17 protein-coding genes and 1 pseudogene are annotated in these 17,969 nt (G+C 60.7%); 7 read left to right on the top strand and 11 right to left on the bottom strand.

The window, feature by feature from the left end; translation table 11 throughout:
• Positions 1-106 precede the first annotated feature (106 nt).
• Positions 107-433, top strand: a complete 327-nt coding sequence (locus C0Z16_RS24340; RefSeq protein WP_102634624.1) for a hypothetical protein — start codon at positions 107-109, stop codon at positions 431-433.
• Positions 434-604: 171 nt separating this feature from the next.
• On the opposite strand, the gene C0Z16_RS24345 is transcribed toward C0Z16_RS24340, so the two are convergent.
• Positions 605-2,284: a sensor histidine kinase gene (locus tag C0Z16_RS24345; RefSeq protein WP_102634625.1), complete on the bottom strand. Its 1,680-nt coding sequence runs from the start codon at positions 2,282-2,284 to the stop codon at positions 605-607.
• 411 nt (positions 2,285-2,695) lie between these two features.
• Here C0Z16_RS24345 and C0Z16_RS24350 point away from each other — a divergent pair, with 411 nt between their 5' ends.
• The 3 genes from C0Z16_RS24350 to C0Z16_RS24360 all read left to right on the top strand — a co-directional run bounded on the left by C0Z16_RS24350 (position 2,696) and on the right by C0Z16_RS24360 (position 5,108).
• Positions 2,696-3,898: an ammonium transporter gene (locus C0Z16_RS24350; protein WP_102634626.1), complete on the top strand. Its 1,203-nt coding sequence runs from the start codon at positions 2,696-2,698 to the stop codon at positions 3,896-3,898.
• A 202-nt stretch (positions 3,899-4,100) separates the two neighbouring features.
• A complete protein-coding gene (crcB, locus tag C0Z16_RS24355; protein ID WP_102634627.1) occupies positions 4,101-4,481 on the top strand; it encodes a fluoride efflux transporter CrcB in 381 nt (126 codons plus the stop codon).
• A gap of 153 nt (positions 4,482-4,634) precedes the next feature.
• Entirely contained in the window at positions 4,635-5,108 is a 474-nt protein-coding gene (locus tag C0Z16_RS24360; RefSeq protein ID WP_102634628.1) for a PRC-barrel domain-containing protein, read from the top strand.
• A 99-nt stretch (positions 5,109-5,207) separates the two neighbouring features.
• Here the strand turns inward: C0Z16_RS24360 and C0Z16_RS24365 are convergent, their stop codons facing one another.
• A complete protein-coding gene (locus C0Z16_RS24365) occupies positions 5,208-5,486 on the bottom strand; it encodes a DUF883 family protein (RefSeq protein ID WP_102634629.1) in 279 nt (92 codons plus the stop codon).
• Between the two features lie 279 nt (positions 5,487-5,765).
• Here C0Z16_RS24365 and C0Z16_RS24370 point away from each other — a divergent pair, with 279 nt between their 5' ends.
• On the top strand, positions 5,766-6,218 hold the full coding sequence (locus C0Z16_RS24370) for a DUF3597 domain-containing protein (protein ID WP_102634630.1): 453 nt from the start codon (positions 5,766-5,768) through the stop codon (positions 6,216-6,218).
• Between the two features lie 303 nt (positions 6,219-6,521).
• Positions 6,522-7,583 (top strand): DMT family transporter, encoded by a 1,062-nt coding sequence (locus tag C0Z16_RS24375; RefSeq protein WP_102634631.1) that lies wholly within the window; start codon positions 6,522-6,524, stop codon positions 7,581-7,583.
• Positions 7,584-7,651: 68 nt separating this feature from the next.
• Here the strand turns inward: C0Z16_RS24375 and C0Z16_RS24380 are convergent.
• From C0Z16_RS24380 to C0Z16_RS24420, 9 genes and pseudogenes are all read right to left on the bottom strand, one after another.
• Positions 7,652-8,799: pseudogene (locus tag C0Z16_RS24380) on the bottom strand (branched-chain amino acid ABC transporter substrate-binding protein).
• A gap of 34 nt (positions 8,800-8,833) precedes the next feature.
• Positions 8,834-9,304 (bottom strand): cupin domain-containing protein, encoded by a 471-nt coding sequence (locus C0Z16_RS24385; protein ID WP_244201338.1) that lies wholly within the window; start codon positions 9,302-9,304, stop codon positions 8,834-8,836.
• Positions 9,305-9,527: 223 nt separating this feature from the next.
• On the bottom strand, positions 9,528-10,526 hold the full coding sequence (locus tag C0Z16_RS24390; RefSeq protein ID WP_102634633.1) for a LysR substrate-binding domain-containing protein: 999 nt from the start codon (positions 10,524-10,526) through the stop codon (positions 9,528-9,530).
• Between the two features lie 209 nt (positions 10,527-10,735).
• Positions 10,736-11,509 (bottom strand): pyrroline-5-carboxylate reductase, encoded by a 774-nt coding sequence (locus tag C0Z16_RS24395; RefSeq protein WP_102634634.1) that lies wholly within the window; start codon positions 11,507-11,509, stop codon positions 10,736-10,738.
• Positions 11,510-11,610: 101 nt separating this feature from the next.
• Positions 11,611-13,104 carry an aldehyde dehydrogenase gene (locus C0Z16_RS24400; protein WP_102634635.1) on the bottom strand — a complete coding sequence of 498 codons (1,494 nt, stop codon included), beginning with the start codon at positions 13,102-13,104 and terminating at the stop codon, positions 11,611-11,613.
• 16 nt (positions 13,105-13,120) lie between these two features.
• Entirely contained in the window at positions 13,121-14,452 is a 1,332-nt protein-coding gene (locus tag C0Z16_RS24405) for an NAD(P)/FAD-dependent oxidoreductase (protein WP_102634636.1), read from the bottom strand.
• 4 nt (positions 14,453-14,456) lie between these two features.
• Complete coding sequence (locus C0Z16_RS24410) at positions 14,457-15,344, bottom strand: dihydrodipicolinate synthase family protein (RefSeq protein ID WP_102634637.1); 888 nt, start codon at positions 15,342-15,344, stop codon at positions 14,457-14,459.
• Between the two features lie 52 nt (positions 15,345-15,396).
• Complete coding sequence (glyA, locus tag C0Z16_RS24415; protein WP_102634638.1) at positions 15,397-16,692, bottom strand: serine hydroxymethyltransferase; 1,296 nt, start codon at positions 16,690-16,692, stop codon at positions 15,397-15,399.
• A gap of 147 nt (positions 16,693-16,839) precedes the next feature.
• On the bottom strand, positions 16,840-17,721 hold the full coding sequence (locus C0Z16_RS24420) for a glycine betaine ABC transporter substrate-binding protein (RefSeq protein WP_102634639.1): 882 nt from the start codon (positions 17,719-17,721) through the stop codon (positions 16,840-16,842).
• A gap of 166 nt (positions 17,722-17,887) precedes the next feature.
• On the opposite strand from C0Z16_RS24420, the gene C0Z16_RS38925 reads away from it, so the two are divergent.
• The coding region (locus C0Z16_RS38925; protein ID WP_407070698.1) for a transposase at positions 17,888-17,969 on the top strand (82 nt) is incomplete at its 3' end.

Below are 17,969 nucleotides of genomic sequence, written 5' to 3' on the forward strand. Positions count from 1 at the left end.
CGCCGCGCGCGGCTATCGCAAGCCCGCGCGGCATTTGAGAGTCGTCCTATGGTTCGCATCGGAGGGCCTTCCTATAGTCACGGGCTGACTTTGGGAGCGCTTTTCGATGGAACTGACCGACTGGATCGTCATTCTGGCCGTCATATTGATGACGATTGCTTTTCGCTGCGCACGCATGCCGGCCGGCTGGTCCCGCGAAAACCGGGCGCGGCGCCTCGCAGGCATGCGGATGCTGGTACAAGCCGCCTGCTCGCTGTGGGCGGCGCTGTTGATCGTCGCACGCTGCGTGTTCGCGCTCGACGGCCTGCTCGGCCTGCGCCCCACGCTGAAAGAAGTGCTGATCGTCGTCGGGATGCTGCTTGCGTGTGGCTGCTACTGGTCGGTTCGCGGCAGCAAGCTGCTCAAGTCGCGCCGGCTTTTTGCTTCTTGCTGAGTGACGGTGATTAGCGCGCTGTTTTTTGACGTTTGGCGCTGTTTTCCGCCGACTAGCGCGCTCACGCTCGCCAGTGCCCCCGTACTCCCGGTATCCCCAGTGCCCCCGGTGCCGCTAGCGCCGAGTCAGAGGTAGCCAATCGCCGCCATTCCCACTCGCTCGGTACGGCCCTCACGGGCCCATGCGCACATTCCCCTGCTTGTCCATCGCGTGGTCGTTCGCCGCTTCGGGTGCGGCACGCGTATCCGCGGCCGCTGACGCCGTCCGCGCGCTGGCCTCCGGCAGCGACAGATAAAACGTCGTGCCCACGCCTTCGGCCGATTCCGCCCACACCCGTCCACCGTGCCGCTCCACGACGCGGCGTACGAGCGCAAGGCCGATGCCCTCACCCGCGGCCGCCGTGCCGTGCAGCCGTTGAAATGCATTAAAAAGCCGCGGCAACGCGATTTCCGGAATGCCGAGACCGTTGTCGCGGATATAAAAGATCCGTAGCGAATGCACGCCGGGCGGCGCGGGCGTCGTGCCGATCTCGATCCTGCCTTCGCGCGATGGGTCCAGATAATTCACCGCATTGCCGATCAGATTGGCGAACACCTGCTCGAGCGCGGTCGCATCGCCCCACACGGCCGGCAACTCTCCCACCTTCACCTGCGCGCGCCGTGCGCGAATCGAACCGCGCATCGCGTCGATCACACGCGGCACGATATCGCGCACCTCGACCTTCTGCTGCTTGTATTCGACGCGGCCAATGCGTGACAGCCGCAACAACGCGTCGATGATGTGCGACGCGCGCAGCACGGCCGTCTGCAAATAATGCAGCGCTTCGCCAATGTCCTCGTCGACGACCCGTTCGATGCGCTGCCGCGTTTGCAGCGCGAGCGACGATTCCCTCACGCCCGCGCGCAGTTCCTCGCACGCGCGGATCAGTTCCTTCGAGAAGCCCTGGAGGTTGACTAGCGGCACACGCAAATCGTGCGACACGCTGTAGATGAACATCTCGTTTTCCTGCGTCTGCTGCCGCAAGCTCTCATTGATGCGCGCGAGTTCGTCCGCGCGGCGCGCGAGATCGGCCCGGAAACGCGCCTGGATGCGCTCGGCTTCGAGCAGACGCCGGCTCGTCTCATGCAAGGTCAGATCGAGCCGTGCAATTTCATCGTGGCCCGGCTCGATGGGCGCAAGCGGTTCGTTGCCCGCAAGGCGCCCGGCGTTGTCCGACAACAGCGCAAGCCGGCCGCGCACACCGCGCGTGAAAAGCCACACGGCAAGCGCCACAAACAGCAGCGAGCCGAACACCGCGGCAACGACGAGCGTCTGCTGCCGTTCGCGGGCGGCATCGGCGGCACTGGAGCGCAGCGCGTCGAGGCGCCGCTCTTCCGCCTGAAAGGCGGCCACCTGCTGACGAAAGCGGTCGAGCACGTCGGCCTGGGCCAGCGCGCCAAAACGGTCAAGCACGTCGTTGCGCCGGCCCGAATGCAACATGTCCTGAATGCGATCGGACCACTGGCGGTAGCCCTGCACTGCCTGGCGCACCTGAACGACGCGCTCGACCTGGGCCGGATTGTCCGACACCAGTTCCGCGAGCTGATCGATGCGGCGATCCACAGCCACCCACGCGGACAGCGGCGTGAGGAAGCGATTGTCGTCAGCGAGCACGGCGCCGCGCAGCGCAACGGATTCGCCGAGCACGGGGTCGAGAATCGCGATGGTCTGGCGCATCACCTCCTGGCCACGGACCGCCCAGCGCTCGGCGTCGGCCGCATCGGACTGCGCCTTGACCAGCCCGGACAGGAGCGCCAGTTCGAAGACCGCCGGAATCGCGATCAGCAACAGGCCTTTAGTCGTAAGTCGCATGCGTGCGCATTGGAGGTGTTTTTGGCCGGCGGATCGTGCACGGGACTGCACATTATGTCGACGTTTGCCGCGGAAACAAAGAGGCACGCCTTGGGCCATGGTTTCGCCCCGCGATGGCGCAAGCGCAGGAGATCGCGGCCCGAGTGACAACGACCGGCACGCCGCGCGGCGTGCGCAAGCTGTTTGCAAAGCTTCGGCAAAGAACGAGTAACACGAACCAAGGCGGAACATTCACGCACTTTTATTGTGCGTAGCGGCCCACCAAGGTGCGTGTCCGGTGCCAGAATTCCTTGCAAGGTCTCGTCACGTGCCAATTCAGTGCCCATCTGCACCTGTTGTAAGCCGAAAAGCACTTGTTTGGCCCGCTTCTTGCGTTCGAGGCCCGTCTTTTTGGCCTAAGCGGAAAAATCGATGGAAAGCTTGAAAACCGGTACCGACACCCTCTTTCTTCTACTCGGCGCCGCGATGGTGCTCGCGATGCACGCGGGATTTGCATTTCTCGAACTGGGCACAGTGCGCAAGAAGAACCAGGTTAACGCACTGGTCAAAATTCTGGTGGACTTCTCGGTCTCGACCATCGCCTATTTCTTCATCGGCTATACGATCGCGTACGGCGTGCAGTTCTTCGGCGACGCCGAATCGCTAGCGGCGCACAACGGCTATGCGCTAGTGCGCTTTTTCTTCCTGCTGACGTTCGCCGCCGCGATTCCCGCCATCGTCTCCGGCGGCATCGCCGAGCGCTCCAGGTTCAACCCGCAACTGTTCGCGACCTTCGTGCTGGTCGGCTTCGTCTATCCGTTCTTCGAGGGAATCGCGTGGAACGAGCGCTTCGGCGTGCAGCGCTGGATCAGCCAGATGTTCGGCGCGCCGTTCCACGATTTCGCGGGCTCGGTCGTCGTGCACGCGTTCGGCGGCTGGGTCGCGCTGCCCGCCGTGCTGCTGCTCGGCGCCCGCCACGGCCGCTATCAGCGCGACGGCGGCATCGCCGCGCATCCGCCGTCGAATATTCCGTTTCTCGCGCTGGGCGCGTGGGTGCTGGCGGTCGGCTGGTTCGGCTTTAACGTGATGAGCGCACAAACGGTCGACAAGATCAGCGGCCTCGTCGCCGTCAATTCGCTGATGGCGATGGTGGGCGGCACGCTGACGGCGTGGCTCGCAGGCCGCAACGACCCCGGCTTCACGTACAACGGGCCACTCGCCGGGCTGGTCGCCGTCTGCGCGGGCTCCGACGTGATGCATCCGCTCGGCGCGCTGGTGACGGGCGGCATCGCGGGCGCGCTGTTCGTCTATATGTTCACCTGCGTGCAAAACCGCTGGCGTATCGACGACGTGCTGGGCGTCTGGCCTTTGCACGGCCTGTGCGGCGCATGGGGCGGCATTGCGGCCGGCATCTTCGGCTTGCGGGCGCTCGGCGGCCTCGGCGGCGTATCGTTCGGTGCGCAGGCGATCGGCACGTTGGGCGGCATCGTCGTGGCGACGCTTGGCGGCACGCTCGTGTACGGCGCGATCCGCCTGACGGTGGGTCTGCGGCTCGACCAGGAGGACGAATACAACGGCGCCGATCTGTCGATCCACAAGATTTCCGCGACGCCGGAGCGCGAAAGCCTCGGCTAACGCGCCGCCGGCGCATGCGATGCCGGCTCCCCGCGACCTGTCCCCCTGGAGCCGCGAATGTTAGACTCGCGCGCTGAAGATGGCAGGCTCCGCTCACCGCCTCGTGCTGACGATGCCCGCTTTCCCGGCCCCCTGCGGAAGCGGCATCGCGTGCTTCCGCTCAGCCCGGCTTGTTGACTTCCGGTTTCGCCAGGCCCCACTCATGTATTTGTCGATATTCGCGGTCGCGATCGGCGGCGCGCTCGGTTCGCTATGCCGCTGGTTTCTCGGCCTTCGTCTTAACGGGCTCTTTCCGTCGTTGCCGCTCGGCACTTTCACGGCCAACGTGATTGCGGGCTATGTGATCGGCGTGGCCGTCGCAGGCTTCGCGCGCGCGCCGCAAATCGCGCCCGAGTGGCGGCTGTTCGTGATCACCGGAATGATGGGCGGCCTTTCGACTTTCTCCACTTTCTCCGCCGAAGTCGTGCAGCATCTGCAGGACGGCCGCGTCGGTTGGGCCGCCGGCGAGATCGCCATTCACGTGGGCGCCTCGCTGATCATGACCATTCTCGGCATTGCCACGGTCGCACTGCTGTCGCGCTAAACGCGGCGAGCGTCGGCTCGCTGCGTCACCGGTTGCATCTCTTTGTCACTTTCACCCAATGCCATGCTCGCCGTGCCGCGCCTCGCGCCGCCCCATGGTGGGCACGTGGCTTGCGCACTCCAAAGCGCACCCTTTTCGTTAAGGAGGTGAAAGATGGGCTCAATCAACCCGCAAGGCGCCACTCGAGGCGGAGCGAAAATCGTCGGCGGCGGTATTGGCGAAGGTCCGGGGCCGGACGTCATGGCTGCGGCGACGCTCGACGGCACCAAGGTGATGTCTTCGGACGGTGAACACGTCGGCAAGATTTCCGACATCATGCTGGACGTTCGCAACGGACGCATCGCCTACGCCGTACTGTCGGAAGGCGGCTTTCTCGGAATGAGAGCCAACCTGCACGCCATTCCATGGAGTGCGCTGACTCTCGATACCGACCAGAAGTGCTTCTTCGTCGACATTACGGCGCAGCGTCTGAAGGACGACCCGGGCTTCGACAAGGATCACTGGCCCGCCATGGCCGATCGGACCTGGGGCGAAACGACCTACAGCTACTACAACCGGCAGCCGTACTGGTCGGCGACGCGTGACGTGATCGAGGACGATCCCGCCATCCGGCCGAGCGAGCACTGATGCAATAGCGCTCAGGTCATTGCAGGTGTTTTGACCGTCCATGCCATCGCGCTGCGGTGCGGTGGCATGGATCGATCGCATGCGGAACCTTGGTGGTAGCTACCGGGCAGCCAGCATACCGATGATGAGCCCGCCGATCAGCGCCATCGTCACCGCCTTCCACGGACTGTCGTGAACGAAATCGTCGGTCGTTTCCGACACGACGCGATATTTCGTTTTGACGACATCCTGCGCACCGGCAAGCTTGTCCTTCAGTTCGGAAAGTTTGAGGGTGCCGCGTGCATGTGCTTCGTCATTGCCGTTGGACCTTGCCGCGAGGCTGTCTTCGCGCGATGCATCGGCGGAACCCGAACTGGTGGTTTGAAAAGACTCAGCCATTTGAACCTCCCTCTCTCCGTTGAGTGGTCAAAGTTCAGCAAACCCCGTGCCTTGCGTAATGTATTTGCGCCTGCCAAGGTCCCACGAATCCAACTCGTTAGGATGACGATTCTTTGCAAATTTGGCTTGAGTGTCGAGGCAGCGGCCGGGCTTGAAAACGTATGACCAGTGAATCGCCGTTCCCTGTGTCGCGGGACTCGAACCAGTGGATTGACGGGCATGGCCGTTGCGCGCCTGAAGCGCCGGCCGCGTTGACCGGCCCCGAACCAGGAGCGAGAAATGAGCATCTTCTCAAGCATCGTCAACAAGATCTTCCCGCACGACCATCCCGCAAACACCGGCTCCGGCGCGACGGCCGGCGCGGCTGCTCCCGCCGCCGCGGCGCCCGGCAGCGCGACGGCGCCGGCCGGAACGCAGCCGACGCCGTCGACTGCCGCAGCAGGAAATTCACAGCCGCCGGTCACACCGATGCCGGCCGTCGACGTCGAGGCGGTCCTCGGCAAAATGCAGGAAAGCAGCGGCGAAAAATTGAACTGGCGAACGTCGATTGTCGATCTGCTCAAGCTGCTTGGGCTCGACAGCAGTCTGGCCGCCCGCAAGGAACTCGCGTCCGAACTCCATTACACCGGCAGCACGGAAGATTCGGCGGCGATGAACATGTGGTTGCACAAACAGCTCATGCAGAAGCTCGCCGAGAACGGCGGCAAAGTGCCGGACGACCTGACGAGCTGACGCGTACGCCAACTCGAAGAACAGAGTCTGACCGGACATTTTGGGTACGTCATACAAAGGTCAAGCAACGCACGCAGGCCAAGACCGCGAGTCGATCAGGTTGCATTCAGACCTTTCGAGATCGACCGCTCACTGAATATTGCTGGTGCAGTTCCGCTCTACGTAGAAACCAGGTATCGTGCCCCTCGTCCACGCGCTCACGGGCGGCAGTAAACTGGCGGCTTGTTCGCCTTGCGACCGAGCCGTCGTACACATTGCCCAAAGACTGTCCACCTATCGCCGTTCAACAGAGAACGTTGTTTCATGAACGCACGTTTCAATGCCGCCTTCACGGCGCTACTCGCAGCCGCGCTGTTCGGCGCCACGACGCCGCTCGCCAAGAGCCTGCTCGGCACACTCTCGCCGTTCATGGTGGCCGGGCTCTTCTATCTCGGAAGCGGTCTGGGACTCGCTGCGACGATACTTATCCGGCGCCTGAAACGGAACGCCCACGAGCGCCGGAACGAGCGCCGCATTCAGGCAGCGGAAATCCCCTGGCTGCTCGGGGCAATTGTCGCTGGCGGCATCGCCGGGCCTGCTCTGCTGATGCTCGGCCTCAGCAGGACACCCGCCGCGACGACTTCACTGTTACTGAATCTCGAGGGCGTCCTGACGGCCGTTATCGCGTGGGTCGTATTTCGTGAGAACGTCGACCTGCAGGTCTTCCTGGGGATGGTGGCAATCGTCGCGGGCGGAGTGGCGTTGTCGTGGCATCCAGGCGCAGCCGGCATCCCGCTCGGTGCATTGCTGGTCGCCGGAGCTTGTGCCTGTTGGGCAATCGATAACAACCTGACGCGCAAGGTCTCGACCCATGATGCAACAGTCATCGCCTGCCTGAAGGGACTGGTCGCGGGATCGGTAAATCTCGGTATCGCGCTATTGCTGGATGCTCATTTTCCGGGCGCCACGACCGTAGCAGCGGCCATGCTGACCGGTTTTGCCGGCTATGGCGTGAGCCTGGCGCTGTTCGTCGTCGCGCTGCGCAACCTCGGCACGGCTCGAACGGGGGCCTATTTCTCGGTGGCCCCGCTGTTCGGCGTCGCGCTGTCGCTCATCCTATGGCCTGAAGTACCGCCGCTTCTGTTCTGGGTGGCGGCCGCGTTGATGGCATTGGGTGTCTGGCTGCACCTGCGGGAGCGCCACGAGCACGCTCATACGCATGACCCGCTGGAACACAATCACAAGCATCGCCACGACGAACATCATCAGCACGTGCATGACTTTCCCTGGGATGGAAAGGAACCGCACACCCATGCGCATCGGCACGAACCCGTTACGCACAGGCATCCGCATTTCCCGGACATCCATCACCGCCATGGGCATTAGTTTTCTTCCCGCTCATGAGTGAATGCCAGAAACGTGACGCATGGTTTCAGCAACATCCCCTAACCAGGTCACTCGGCGCTTATGGTTGTCACGGGCATCCACCTGGCGCCTTTGACCTGATAGAGCGTTGAAGTCGGGTGTTTCAAGTCTCCGTACGAGTCAAACGCAATCTTGCCCGTGATGCCGTCGTACTGGGTCGTTCGTAACGCAGGCATGAACACGTTGGGCTTTGCCGAATTCGCCTGTTTCATGGCGTTTATAGCCACCCAGGCGCAGTCGTACGCGAACGGTGCATAAGTCAACGTGCCTGCACCGAACCTCTTCTTGAATTTTTCCGCGAACGCCTTGCCCTGAGGGAGCGCCTCGACGGGCCGTCCGTACTCCCATGCCATGGCGCCCTCCGCAGCACTGCCCGCAACGCTGATGAAGATACTGTCAGCGATACCGCCGCTGCCTACGAACTGTGTCTTCATACCGAGTTGCTTCATCCGCTTGGTCAGGAGTGCGGCCTGATTATCGAGGCCCGCAAAGTAAAGAAGGTCAGCGTTCGCCGACTTGATATTCGTGAGTTGCGCGTTGAATTCGACGGCTTTGTCATTGGTGTATTCCGACGCGACGATGTGTCCGCCAGCCGCCAATACGGCCTTTTTGAATTCATCCGCCGCCCCCTGGCCAAATGCCGTGCGGTCGTCCATCACCGCAATGCGTTGCGCCCTGGTCACGGTCACGGCGTACTTTCCTGCATTCCCGGAGTTCTGCGCGTCGGTGGCGATGATACGAAATACATTGTTCAGGCCCTGTCGGGTTATAGCCGGGTTTGTCGCCGCGGGGTCTATCAACGGAATCCCGGCCTTTGCAAATATCGGCGACGCGGGTAGCGCGACTCCCGAATTGTAGTAGCCCACCACCGCCACCACGCCGTCGTCGACCAGCTTCTGAGCCACTTGCACGCCAATGCGCGGATCGCCCTGGTCATCGACGGAGTTCAACTCGAAGCGCACTTCCTGCCCGCCCAGCTTCTATGCTGGGCGTTAGCTTCCTCGATGGCGAGGCGCACGCCATTCTCGATGTCCTTCCCGTTGGCCGCGCCTGCTCCGGTCAGCGGGGCCGACACGCCGATCTTGACGATCTCCTGTGCAAAGGACGGGTTGCTCGCGAGTGACATCGCCACGGCAGTCAGCCCCGCGACAACGAACTTTCGTGAAGTGTTCAGCATCGGTCTACTCCCTGTTGTGACTGGTTCCCGTGATTCAGGCATGCGTGTCTTGCGATCGAGCAACTATCGTCGACCCCGTGTGCGCAACGACCAGTACCGTACAGCCGTCTTTCGAGGAAGTACTATGCCGCGAGCCGGCTGGGTAGGACACCGCTTGCCCCGGAAGAAAATCAGCGCCGTCGTCATCGGTGAACACACCTTCCAGAATCACAACCAGCTCGGTCGAGTCGTGCTGATGCTCGAATGAATGCGCCCCGGGTTGCAGACGCATCCAGTAGCTGCTCCACGCGCCACTCTCGTCATCGGCGACAGGAATCCAGAAGAAGCCGGGAAGCACCGTTTCCGCAATCTTCATCGGCTGCCAGTCACGCTCGTCAATCGAATACCAACGGCGCCCGTTCTTCACGTTCAATCCAAAAAGAAGCGATGCATCACCCATATGCCCGGTCGTCATTTTCTGTCGTTCCATTGTTTGATTAAATGGGAAAGCCTGTGTGTCGAACACCCGTGACTTCTCGGTTTTCCTTTGTGGAAGCATTGCAAATCAACTGATGATCTTTTTGCCTACACGCTAAGTAGCGGCCAACGCCGAGTTCGGCAATAGCGTGATTCCAAACTGAAGTTGCCGCGCGGTTCCGGCTTTGGAATGGTTGGGGTCGCTAAACATGGAACTGCCTGCCTTAACGCTTCTGAAGTCGACCAGCACCGTCGTGCACCGACGGAACTGCTCAGGTCGTTTGAGTTTCGACACCTCGCCATTCGCGCATCATCGCGCCGACTTCCTCACCGAGCCATTCACGGAACTGCAGGTACTCCGGTCGACGCTTTGCGTTTTTGTGCGTGATCAGATAGTGATGACGGTCGTGGAATTCGAGCGCATCCTGCACCGGTCGAATCAGACGCCCCTGTTCGACCTGCCGATGCACAAGATGATGCCAGCCGAGCAAAGTGCCCTCGCCTGCTTCGGCCTGCGATACAAGGAGCCGGTAGTCGTTGCTCTCCAGATGCTCGCTTTCGACCAGTCTGTCGGAGCCATCGCCTTGCTGAAACCAGTTTCGCCACACGCGCCAGTCAACGTGCTCACACACCTGGGCGCGACCCAGCAACGAAAGATTCAACGTGGGATGGGTCAGGAGGTCAAGTGGTTTCACCGACCGTCCGCGGTAATGACGCTCGAAGAACGACTCATTGCAGACCGGATACACCACGTCGTGAAAGAGCGGCTCGATGTCGTACTCCGGCTCGCGCGGCGGGTTCTTGGTGATAATGACGTCGGGTTCCATGAGTTCGTCCAACTCCATGAAATGGTCGGTCACCATCACGTGCAGTCGGATATCGGGAAACCTCTTGCGGAATGAAGGCAGCCTGAACGACAGCCACAGCGCTGAGAAGGTATGCGAGACGCAAATAGTCAACGCGTGCTTGTCACAGCGACGCACAGCCTCAGCCGCTTCCGCGATGTTCATAATCGACAGGTAGGACGCGTTGTACAGAATGCGCCCTGCGTCCGTGAGCGCAATATGCCTGCCGCTGCGCTCAAAGAGGGCCACATCGAGTGACTCCTCGAGTTCCTTGATTTGCCTGCTGATTGCCGCCTGGGTCACGCACAGTACTTCTGCCGCCTGAGTAAAGCTTTCGTAGCGCGCCGCGGTGACAAAGCATCGCAGTGCCCGCAGCGACGGCATTTGAGCGAGGAGCCTGTCAGCGAATAAATGCTTCTTTTGCATCGTTGTGACCTTTCAAGCGGAAATGCGCGGATCGGTCCAGGGCTGCACGTCAATGCAGACCCATGGCTCGGTGCAATGCGCGGCCACGCCCCGTGCGAGGAGAGCCTCCGAGGCAAGAAATAAGTTTGCGAGCGTTATCGCTCACTGGCAAGAGAGGTCAACCCGAGGCAAGACCGGCTCCGCAATCGCTTCACTCCCCGCGTGGCGTACTACACGCGAACTTCAAGTCTTGTCAAAACCCGGTCCAGAGCGTCGCCGAAGTGCGAATAGGTACCGCGCTTCAATAGTTCGGTGTGAACCTGTTCATTGATGCCGCCCGGGGTCATGCAATGCTCGATCAGCGCCGTGAACGGTTCTCCGCCGCGGGTCGTATCGTGCGCGAGACCGACACAGTAGCCCGACAGAAATGAGCGGGCGGCATCGTAATCGAGCCCTTGACCAACGAGCCATGATGCCTGCGCTTCCAGGACCGCAAAGAAGCTCGCCATGGTCGCCGTCACTGCCGACAGTGCGTCGAACTTGTGCTCGTCATCAACTTCGACTGCCTCGCCAAGCGCCGAGAACAGAGACTTCGCAATCGCGTCCGGAGGGCAGATTGCCGTGCTTCCCTTGCCCTCGGCGACTGCCGGCAGCGGTATGGCGCGCACGACCTTGCTTCCAGCGCTGCCAACAAGCCGCCGCACCTCATCTAAGGGAATGCCTGCAATGAAGCTGATGACATGATGTCGTGCGTCAAAGCGAAGTTCGCTCAACACGCCGGTAGCGATTTGCGGTATGACCGCAAGACACACAACGTCGGACGTCTCCAGCACTTCCTGATTGCTTGCGCAGACCTGCACTCGCCCGTCGAGTGCCGCCAGCCTCGCGGCAATTTCGCCGTTACGGGGCGACAGTGAAATAGGGTCGATTGAAACGCCAGACCGAAGCAAGCCGGTAACGACTGCCTGCGTGATGATGCCCGTCCCGATGAATCCAAGTCGCATTTCGTCTCACATGTGGTTCAAGCGCGGCAGCGTCGCACGAGGCCGCGTTTATGGTGTCGCTGGCCCGGTCTCGGTGGCCGGGATCATCGGTTGTATGGCTTTTAATCAAGCTTTAGCCAGGTGGTCTTCAACTCGCAGTACTGGTCATGCGCATAGACGGATTTGTCGCGGCCACCGAAGCCCGATTGTTTGAATCCACCAAACGGCGTGGACAGGTCGCCTTCGCCGAAGCAGTTTACCGTCACCGTGCCCGCGCGGATTCGTGCGGCAATCTTGTGGGCGCTATTGACGTTGTCCGTCCACAGCGATGCAGCGAGTCCATAGCAGGTGTCGTTGGCAATCCGGACGGCCTCGTCGATATCGGCGTATTCGATAAAGCAGAGTACTGGGCCAAAGACTTCTTCGCGAGCGATGCCCATCTCCGGCGTGACGTTATCGAAGATGGTCGGCTCGACAAACCAGCCGCCCGTTTCAGTTTGCGTGGCGTTGCCGCCGCACACGAGGCGCGCTCCTTCCGCCTTCGCTTTCTCGATGTGCGCGAGCACCTTTTTATAGTGCTTCTCTTCGATCAGAGAGCCGAGCTTGACGTCAGGGTCCAGCGGGTCGCCCGTTTTCCATCCGTCCAGAACTGCATGCATCTTGTCGAGCAAACTGGCCTTCGTGGACGAGGGCACCAGAATGCGGGAGCCTGCACTGCAGTTCTCGCCCATGTTCCAGAACGCGGCAGCGACAGCCTGCTGCGCGACAGCGTCGAGATTCGCGACGTCGGGCAAAACCACTTGAGGGTTCTTGCCGCCACATTCCAGCACGACTCGCTTCAGGTTCGTGTCCGCCGAGTAATGGAGGAATCGCTTTCCGGTCTCGGTGGAGCCGGTGAACGCGACGAGGTCGACGTCAGCATGGCGGCCCAAGGCCTGGCCCGCGCTTTCGCCAAAGCCCGTCACGACGCTGAAGACACCTGCGGGCACGCCGGCTTCCATTGCCAGGTCGGCGATGCGCAACGTAGAGAGCGACGTCTGCTCCGCGGGTTTCACAATAACGCTATTGCCAACCGAAAGCGCCGGACCGATCTTCCACGCGAGCATCAGTGCGGGGAAATTCCACGGCAGCACCGCGCCCACGACACCAATCGGTTCACGGGTGATCATGCTGACGACGCCCGGCCCCGACGGTGACAGTGCGTCGTAACGTTTGTCAGTCACTTCCGCATGCCAGCGGATGCAAGCCGCTGACTCGGGAATGTCCAGTCCCATGCACTCGCTGATGGGCTTGCCCGCCTCCAGCGCTTCGAGAAGCGCCAGTTCTTCTGCGTTTTCGTCGATCAGTTGCGCGAGGCGCAAAAGGACGGCCTTTCGCTGGGCCGGCGCGGCCTTCGACCACACACCCGACTCGAACGCATTTCTGGCCGCTACGACCGCCCGGTCGACGTCTTTCGTATCGCATCTTGCGATGCCGGCCAGTACCTTTCCCGTTGAAGGATTGAGCGTCTGGAAGGTCTCGTTCGACATAGCCGGACATCGTTGCCCGGCGATAAACGCCCGTCCATCGAGTGACAAGGCTTGTGCTTTCTGCTTCCAGTCCTGATAAGTCGTCATGTCCTGCCCTCACAAATTAAAGCTCGGCTCCTGCCGAAAATTCCTTGACCCAGATAGCCGCGGATACAGCGACGTCGGTAATCGGACGAACCGGCAACGAGCGCGGATGCGGCTGACTCAACAGCTGACAAACGAGGTCGTTGGTGTGACCGAGCGCGTATTCGGCGATGAGCTTCCCTGATGCCGACCCTCTACTCAAACCAAGTCCATTGCACCCCACGGCTTCAAAGACGCCATCGTCGCGGCGCCCGAACAACGCGCCATTGTTCGCGGACAGACACAATGGACCGCCCCATGTGTACTCGAGTTCGACGTCCTTCAGCATCGGAAAGCGTCGGTCGAATGACCGTTGATGCAAGCTCTTTGCCTTTGCGAGGTCCGTCCCGGACACTTCGAGATTCGGTCGAAACGCGAAGTGGTTGCGAACGCAAATGCGGTCCGTATCCAGTCGGCGTATGGTCGAGCCCATTGGGTCCGCAGGAATCAGTGCCCACGACCGCGCGCCGCCGAGCCGGCTGACTTCATCAGAAGTCATGACGCGCGTCATCGATGCAAACGTGTACACGGGCAGCAGACCGTTCGGATGGCCGCCGAATGTCGCGGCATACGCGTTGGTGCACAGAATCACGCGCTTCGCCACAATCTTGCCGCCGGCAAACGTCAGCACCTTCGATAAGCCGCGGTCCTCGATTCCCCTTACCGCGCTATGCTCGAAGACCTTCACATTTTCCGGCAAGGTCGCAGCAAGACCGCGCATGAGGGCTGCCGGCTGAACAGTGCTGCACCCTGGCGTAAAAAGCGCGCCCTGGTAGAAGTTCGTGCCAGTGACCTTCGCGATAGCTGCCTCGTCCAGCCACTCGAATGCCTCGCCGATACGTTCGAGACCTTCGGCGAAGTGGGCAAGCGCTGTGTGTCCCTTTCTGTTCACCGAAGCATGAAACTTGCCGTCGTCCCGCCAATCGCAGTCGATGCCGTGCCGTTTCACCACTGAGCGAACATAGTTGATACCGTGACGTTGAAACCGGACGTCTGCCTTATCCGCTTCCACACTTCGCGAGTAGCTTTCGCTGCTGATGTCGTGTGGCAAATCAACGAAGAACCCTGAATTTCGCCCAGCCGTAGTACGCCCAATACGGTCTGCCTCGACCAGCGCAATGGAGGCACCTGGTGCAAGTTCCGCGAGGCGCCGCGCAGCACATAGCCCCGTTATGCCACCTCCCACAACAACCCAGTCATATCGATGTTCAGAAGACACCGTATTGGCCGGCGACGGCGGTGGCAGAGTTTCCCACCAGCCATTCACGCCGTCTGGAGCCGGAAACCGCGCGAATTCCAGTTTCGAGGTCATGCATTTACTGCGCGTTGCGCAACATGGGTTGAACGAGGCTGGCAAACGTGCTTCGCTCCGCTTCGGTGAGCGTGCCGAGCGGCGCACGTGCAACGCCCACGGACATCCCTACCAGCTCACAGCCATATCGAACGTGCTGAATGAATTTACCGCTGCGTTCCAGCGTTTCGAGGACTGGCAGCAGTTGTGTCATCAGCTTTCGACCGGACTCGAAGTCGCCTTGCTTGACGCACGCGTCGAAGAGCGCGGTATGTGCTTCCGGCAGGAAATTGGAAGCGCCCGCGACCCAGCTCCTCGCACCCCACACAAAGAACTCCAGCGCCTGGTCGTCCATGCCGCAACTCAACACCAGCTTGTCACGGAAATGCGTGGCAAGGCGATGCAGATGCGAGATGTCACCAGTGCTTTCCTTCATTGCGATGAAGTTTGGCCGCTCGAGCAGCTTTGCAAGGACGTCATCGCTGATATCTGTTCCCGTGCGTGCCGGGAAGTTGTACAGCATGATGGGCATGTCGAGGCTGTCGTCCACCTTCGACATGTGGTTTAAAAGCTCTTCCTGCGTCGGCTGGGCGTAGTACGGAGCAGCAAGCAATAATGCGGACAGGCCGGCGCGTTTCGCTTCCTGACCGAGGCGAATCACTTCTTTTGTCGTGGTGGCGTTGATGCCCGCCGTCAGATACGTCTTGCCGCCGGCCGCTTCGGCAACAGTGTTGAACGTCTGAACCCGTTCGTCGAAACTCAATGCATAGTATTCGCCGGTGGTCCCACCGACTCCAAGGCCCGCAACACGGCCTGCGAGATTAGCAGCATGCTTGCGCAGCAACTCATGATCAATTTCGCCGTCCGCCTTGAACGGTGTGACCAGCGGTGTATGTACGCCCTCGAAACTCATTTTTGACTTCTCTCTTGAATAAGTGCGGCTCACGAAAAACTTGCCACGCGGATTAAACGAGTGCCTCAGCATGCGAGTAAATGGGAAACTGACTGCACAGGTCTTTCACGCGAATGCGAACCGCGCGCTCGACCTGCTCGTCACCGTTGGGCTCGCGTTCGAGCGCCGACAGGACCTCCAGAATCATTTGACCGACCAGCTCGAATTGAGCGACGCCGAAGCCTCGCGTTGTTCCTGCGGGAGTGCCGAGCCTGATTCCCGAGGTCACTGTCGGGTTTTCCGTATCGAACGGAATGGCGTTCTTGTTGCAGGTGATGCCCGCGCGCTCCAGTGCCTTTTCCGCCTGGGTACCGGTTAGCCCCTTCCCGCGCAGATCGACAAGCAGAAGATGGTTGTCGGTCCCGCCGGTGACGAGGCTCAGGCCCCCGGATTTCAGAACATTGCCGAGCGCATGAGCGTTGGCGAGCACCTGATCGATATACGCGGTGAACTCCGGACGAAGCGCTTCGCCGAAGGCCACGGCTTTTCCCGCGATGACATGCATGAGCGGGCCGCCCTGCAGACCGGGGAACACCGCCGGGTTGATCTTCTTGGCAACGTCGCCGTCGTTGGTGAGGATGAAACCGCCGCGCGGTCCACGCAGTGTCTTGTGCGTGGTGGACGTCACCACGTCGGCAAACTTCACGGGGTTCTCGTGCCGCCCTGCTGCGACGATGCCGGCAATGTGCGCCATGTCGACCATTAACAAGGCGCCCACGCTATCGGCAATGTCGCGGAACGCGGCAAAGTTGAGAGCACGCGGATATGCCGAATAACCCGCAATGATCAACTTGGGACGATGCTCCTCGGCAAGCCGGCGGACCTGGTCGTAATCGATACGGTACGTTTCGGGGTTCACCCCGTACTGGACCGCGTTGAACCACTTGCCGGAAAGCGCGGGACGCGCGCCATGCGTCAGGTGACCGCCGGCGTCGAGCGACATGCCCATCACCGTGTCGCCAGGCTTCACCAGCGCGAGCATCACGGCGCCGTTCGCCTGGGCACCGGAATGTGGTTGCACGTTCGCGTATTCGGCGTCGAATAGGGCTTTGACGCGGTCAATGGCGAGCGCTTCAACGCGGTCCACATGCTCACAGCCGCCGTAATACCGTTTTGGCGGATAGCCCTCGGCATACTTGTTGGTCAGCACTGTGCCCTGTGCTTCCATTACGGCGGCCGAGACAATGTTCTCGGAAGCGATCAGTTCAATCTGGGTCTGATGGCGGCGCAACTCCAAAGCAATCTCTGATGCGATGACGGGGTCACGGCTCTGGAGAGTTTCAGCAAAAAAGCGCGAGTTCTCGTTCACGTGGTCACTCCGAAGTAATCGTGTAAAGCATGTATTGCAAGACTAAAAAACATGTCAGGCGCTATACAAATTGCCCGCAACTCGCGGACGATGCCCGGCTCTCTGTGAGCGAAACTAATACCAGGTCACAGAGAGCACGCCTTCCATTTACTGCTGCAACCAGGCCTTCAGCTTTTCCGGATGCCCGTCGACGAATTTCTTTGCTGCCGTCGCATAGTCGTTCGTGGTATTGCCCTCGAACTCGATGGCCTCGACATCAGCGAGGGTCAGCTTGAAATGCTTGAAGAAAACGTCCGCACGTGGGAACTTGGTCGCGAACTGCCTGGATGCAAATGCGTGCACCTGCTCGTCACCGCCCAACGTACCCTTGGGGTCCTTGAGGTAGCGCATCTGCCATTTCTGGAAGAGCCAGTGCGGACTCCAGACAGTGGCAACGATCCATTGCTTCGACTGGTACGCACGCTGCACGCCGGCGAGCATGCCCGCCTCGCTCGACGCTTGCAGGTTGTATCCGTCGAGGCTGTAAGACTTGATGGTTTTTTCAGACGCCTGCATCAGACCGCCGCCAGGTTCGATACCCTGAACGGTGCCGTTCAGCTTGCTCTTGACGTCCGGCTTCTCGAGGTCGGAGATCGACGAAAGCTGGGATTCGGGAATGTAAGCCGGCACCGCCCAGCCGTTCTTACCACCCGTATAGATGACGCCGACATCATCCATGTCGTTCTTGTACTTTGCGAAGTACGTTGCGTGAGTAACCGGGAGCCAGCCGCCCACCATGATGTCAAGATCACCGCGCGCCACGCCCTGGTACTGGATGCCGATATCGGCCTGCACAAACTGAACCGGCTGCTTCAGGCTCGTCTCGAGCGCGTATTTGGCTACATTGGCTACGGCGAGAACGTCCGCCCAATTCGTGACTGCCATCTTGACCGGTTCGACCGCAACAGCGGACCCAACGCCCATACCCATGGCGACGATCGTCGATACCGCCATTTTCGCAATAAGCGATTTCAATAGATTGCTGCTCATCTAGTACTCCTATGCGATTATAAAATTTCTTGAAAATTCGACGGCCGCCGTAATAGCCTGTCTGGTCTCCGAACTTCACACTGCCTCTAGCGATAGCGCTGCATCCGCTATGCGATAGCGCTAGAGGGTGTTAGGAACTTTCCTCCAGACCTGGTACCCTGGCGGAATGACAAAACGCAAGCCATACCCGACAGATGTCTCGGATGAAGAGTGGAGCTTTGCGGCTCCCTATCTGACGTTGATGAATG

Source organism: Paraburkholderia rhynchosiae (genome assembly GCF_002879865.1).
Taxonomy (GTDB): domain Bacteria; phylum Pseudomonadota; class Gammaproteobacteria; order Burkholderiales; family Burkholderiaceae; genus Paraburkholderia; species Paraburkholderia rhynchosiae.

Bases quoted from the DNA above. Each gene is read 5' to 3' on its own strand.
- C0Z16_RS24420 (WP_102634639.1), bottom strand. From the start codon at position 17,721: ATGAGCAGCAATCTATTGAAATCGCTTATTGCGAAAATGGCGGTATCG.
- C0Z16_RS24350 (WP_102634626.1), top strand. From the start codon at position 2,696: ATGGAAAGCTTGAAAACCGGTACCGACACCCTCTTTCTTCTACTCGGC.
- C0Z16_RS24345 (WP_102634625.1), bottom strand. From the start codon at position 2,284: ATGCGACTTACGACTAAAGGCCTGTTGCTGATCGCGATTCCGGCGGTC.
- C0Z16_RS24370 (WP_102634630.1), top strand. From the start codon at position 5,766: ATGAGCATCTTCTCAAGCATCGTCAACAAGATCTTCCCGCACGACCAT.
- C0Z16_RS24365 (WP_102634629.1), bottom strand. From the start codon at position 5,486: ATGGCTGAGTCTTTTCAAACCACCAGTTCGGGTTCCGCCGATGCATCG.
- C0Z16_RS24395 (WP_102634634.1), bottom strand. From the start codon at position 11,509: ATGCGACTTGGATTCATCGGGACGGGCATCATCACGCAGGCAGTCGTT.
- C0Z16_RS24390 (WP_102634633.1), bottom strand. From the start codon at position 10,526: ATGCAAAAGAAGCATTTATTCGCTGACAGGCTCCTCGCTCAAATGCCG.
- C0Z16_RS24405 (WP_102634636.1), bottom strand. From the start codon at position 14,452: ATGACCTCGAAACTGGAATTCGCGCGGTTTCCGGCTCCAGACGGCGTG.
- C0Z16_RS24360 (WP_102634628.1), top strand. From the start codon at position 4,635: ATGGGCTCAATCAACCCGCAAGGCGCCACTCGAGGCGGAGCGAAAATC.
- C0Z16_RS24400 (WP_102634635.1), bottom strand. From the start codon at position 13,104: ATGACGACTTATCAGGACTGGAAGCAGAAAGCACAAGCCTTGTCACTC.
- crcB (WP_102634627.1), top strand. From the start codon at position 4,101: ATGTATTTGTCGATATTCGCGGTCGCGATCGGCGGCGCGCTCGGTTCG.
- C0Z16_RS24340 (WP_102634624.1), top strand. From the start codon at position 107: ATGGAACTGACCGACTGGATCGTCATTCTGGCCGTCATATTGATGACG.
- C0Z16_RS24410 (WP_102634637.1), bottom strand. From the start codon at position 15,344: ATGAGTTTCGAGGGCGTACATACACCGCTGGTCACACCGTTCAAGGCG.
- C0Z16_RS24375 (WP_102634631.1), top strand. From the start codon at position 6,522: ATGAACGCACGTTTCAATGCCGCCTTCACGGCGCTACTCGCAGCCGCG.